This is a genomic window from Aeromonas sp. ZOR0001, from assembly GCF_000801015.1.
GTDB lineage: Bacteria > Pseudomonadota > Gammaproteobacteria > Enterobacterales > Aeromonadaceae > Aeromonas > Aeromonas veronii.
The window spans coordinates 1-3,381 of record NZ_JRJY01000145.1 but is presented as its reverse complement, the minus strand read 5'-3'; the positions used below and the strand labels follow the sequence as shown (position 1 = coordinate 3,381).

The following is a 3,381-nucleotide window of genomic DNA, read 5'->3' as shown; positions in this document are numbered from 1 at the left end:
CCGCTGACAAGCATCATGGCGGTGGCGGCCACAAAGGGCCGCCACCGTTGTTTTATCCTTTCTGTTTTTGCCTCGCCAAGGTTAATAGCCCCCCCGGGCCAGCCGTTCGAAGTAGCGCTTATAACGTCCGCTGGCGATGGCCTGCTGCAACTGCTGATTGAACTGATCCCGCAGTTTGGCTGAATCCGGCATCTTGCGTGGGAACATCACGAAGCTGTCGTTGCGCAGAAAAGGGGTCTGACTGTGGGTGATGAGTGCCGCGCTGGCGGGGTCGAGCTGGCTCTGCAACTCGGCCAGACCGACTCGCAGCTCTTGTGGATAGAGGTCGATCCGCCCGCGCAGCAGCTTGCCGAAATTCTGCTTCACATCGGTGACTTTCTGTTGGGTTACCTTGCCATCGGCCACCATCTTGTCCAGCTCGGGCCCGTAGCTATAGGCGATATCGCCCCCCAACCGCATGCCGATGATCTGCTCAAGGCGCTCGGCCTGCAGCTGCCGTGATTTGAGGGAGAAGAAGACAAACTGCTCCTGCAGCACCGCTTCGCTGAACAGAAAATCCAGCTCCCGCTCCGGTTTGTGCATCCAGACTGCGGTGGCATCGTAGAGCTGGCTGTTGGCCGCCAGCGAATAGACCCGACCCCAGGGGGCGAAGTGGAACTTCACCTGATAGCCCGCCTCCTTGAACAGATCGCTGATAAGGTGGGCCACTGGCCCGTGCTGTTTTGACTGCTCGGAGACAAAAGGGGGCCATTCACCCACGATGATGTTGAGCACCCGACCCGGTGCGGCGAGAGCTGACTGGCAGGTCAGAAATAGCCACAGAGCAAGCAGCGGGATCAGGCGCATGGCAGAAAGAAGGGGACGCAGGCTGGCAGAGGCGAGGGCATCAGGTCACTCCCGGCTGTGATGCGGTGAAAGGGGCTGGGTTGCCCGCAATGCTAACATGAGTCTCATTCCTTGCCGTGGATATTTGTCTCGCCGGGGTCGCCGGGCGCCTATTTTGGCCGCAGGGTATGCCCAAGCTCACAAAACCGATCGAGTAAACGTCATATGATTGATTTCATTATGAGTCTTGCTCTCCTGCCGAACGGCAATTTCACGTAAATCAAAGAGAATGACTATGGCTACCGGACAATATCTGCTGTGGAAAGATGCACAGGGACAGGATTTTCGCCCCGTTGCACTGACCGGCACTGATCTGCTTAACAATCGATACCTCAACAAGGGCACGGCCTTCACCGAACAGGAGCGGGCCGATTTTGATCTCGATGGTTTGCTGCCGCCTCAGGTGCAAACTTTTGAAGCCCAGCTCGAGCGAGTGTATGAGGGGTTCAAGAGCGCTTGCAGCGATATCGAGAAGTACCAGAACCTGCGTGCCCTGCAGGATCGCAATGAGACTCTCTTCTATGCCCTGTTGTCACGCCATGTGGAGGAGATGACTCCTTACATCTATACCCCGACCGTGGGTAAGGCGTGTCAGGAGTTCAGCCACCGCTTCCAGAAGCCGCGCGGCCTCTACATCACCCCGGACAACGTGGATGACATGGGCAGTCAGGCCCGTCACTTCGATGCCAAATCGATCCGCATCATCGTCGTCACCGACAGCCAGGGCATTCTGGGGATCGGCGACCAGGGGGTCGGCGGCATGGGCATCCCCATCGGCAAGCTGGCGCTCTATACCCTGGGTGCCGGTATTCACCCCGCCTGCTGCATGCCCATCGCGCTGGATGTGGGCACCGACAACCAGAAACTGCTCGATGACCCCATGTATCTGGGCCGCCCCCACAAGCGCATTCGCGGCAAGGAGTACGAAGAGTTCATCGACAAGTTTGTGCAGGGGGTCAAGCGTCACTTCCCCAATGCCGTGCTCCAGTGGGAAGACTTCAGCAAATCCAATGCCTTCAACAATCTGGCCCGCTACCAGCAGGCACTGCCGTCATTCAACGATGATATTCAGGGCACCGGTGCCGTGGTGCTGGCCGGTATTATCGGCGCGGTCAAGGTCAAGGGGGAGACCCTGGGCCAGCAGAACTATCTGGTCTATGGCGCTGGCGCCGGCGGGGTTGGTGTCGCGGATCAGATCTGCGCGGGGATGATCCGAGAGGGGATGGATCCGCAGGCGGCCCGCGATCGCATCTACATTCTGGATACCCAGGGGCTGGTGTGCGACAACCGGGACGGGCTTGACGAGTACAAGCGTCGCTACGCCAAGCCGGGTCTGCTGTTGGCGGGTTGGGATACCGAGGTGCCCGGCAAGGCCAATCTGGCCGATGTGCTGCGTCATGTGCCCATTACCGTGTTGCTGGGTACCAGCGGCTCGGGCGGCGCCTTCCTGGAAGAGCATATCCAGCTGATGCTGCAGCATTGCGAGCGCCCCATGGTGTTCCCGCTCTCCAACCCCACCGCCAACTGTGAAGCGCTGCCGGAAGATATCTACCGCTGGAGCAAGGGCAAAGCCATTGTCGCGACTGGCAGCCCGTTCAAGGATGTGAGCTACGAGGGGCAGGAGTTCCGGGTCGGGCAGGGCAACAACGTCTTTATCTTCCCTGGAGTGGGTCTGGCGGCCATCGTCAGCCAGATCCGCGAGATCACACCCGATGTCTTCACTACCGCCGCTTTTGCGCTGGCCGAGTGCGTGAGTGAGGTGGACCTGGCTAAAGGGGCCGTTTATCCCCGCATTCGCGAGCTGCGCAGCATCTCGGTGCATGTGGCCACCGCCGTGCTCAAGGATATCGTGCGTCGGGATCCCTCCCACCCGCTGATCGGTCAGGATCTGCAGCAGCATATCCTCAACCACATGTGGGAGCCGGTTTACCTGCCCTATCGTCGGGTATAACCGCGTATTCACCGCCCGGATAACGGATCGGTAAAGATGACAAGGGGGTAGCGCTGCTACCCCCTTTCGTTTACCCCGTGGCATTCACTAAGTTCGCAATGGCCGCCAGCGCCCTTCCTGATTGCGACAGGCGGTATCCTGCCACTGCTGGCTGGCCTTGCCGATATAGAGTTGCTCGCGATAGTCGCGACACCACTCCCCGCTGTTATGGCGGAAGGTGCGTAGCGGGGTGACGCTACCCGAGTGACGGTTGGCTGGATTGAACCAGGTGAGGCTCTGCCCTTTGGTGCGGGTTTCCAGCGCCTTGGCAAGGGCCTGATTGGCCAGTTGAACATCTGCCTTATCCATCTGATGGTAAAGCGGCGGGGTGTCGACCGTGGCGCAGCCAGTGAGGCCGAGCAGGAGGAGTAGTAACAGATATCGCATTATGGTTGCCCCTGTTGGCGAAAACCGTTGTTGAGCAGCGCCCGCTCCTGCTCATCGGTAAGCACTTGCTGGCGATCATCGACCGTGCCATCACCTCTTAGTTTGTTGCCGTTGGCATC

At 59.4% G+C, this 3,381-nt stretch carries 3 protein-coding genes; 1 reads left to right on the top strand and 2 read right to left on the bottom strand.

Going from position 1 to position 3,381, the window contains the following annotated elements; genetic code table 11:
- Positions 1 to 81: 81 nt before the first annotated feature.
- Positions 82 to 846 carry a substrate-binding periplasmic protein gene (locus L972_RS17590; protein ID WP_047439935.1) on the bottom strand — a complete coding sequence of 255 codons (765 nt, stop codon included), beginning with the start codon at positions 844 to 846 and terminating at the stop codon, positions 82 to 84.
- Positions 847 to 1,120: 274 nt separating this feature from the next.
- Here L972_RS17590 and L972_RS17585 point away from each other — a divergent pair, with 274 nt between their 5' ends.
- Positions 1,121 to 2,836 (top strand): NAD-dependent malic enzyme, encoded by a 1,716-nt coding sequence (locus tag L972_RS17585; protein ID WP_042054475.1) that lies wholly within the window; start codon positions 1,121 to 1,123, stop codon positions 2,834 to 2,836.
- Positions 2,837 to 2,923: 87 nt separating this feature from the next.
- On the opposite strand, the gene L972_RS17580 is transcribed toward L972_RS17585, so the two are convergent.
- Positions 2,924 to 3,265 (bottom strand): RT0821/Lpp0805 family surface protein, encoded by a 342-nt coding sequence (locus L972_RS17580; protein WP_047439933.1) that lies wholly within the window; start codon positions 3,263 to 3,265, stop codon positions 2,924 to 2,926.
- Positions 3,266 to 3,381: the final 116 nt, after the last annotated feature.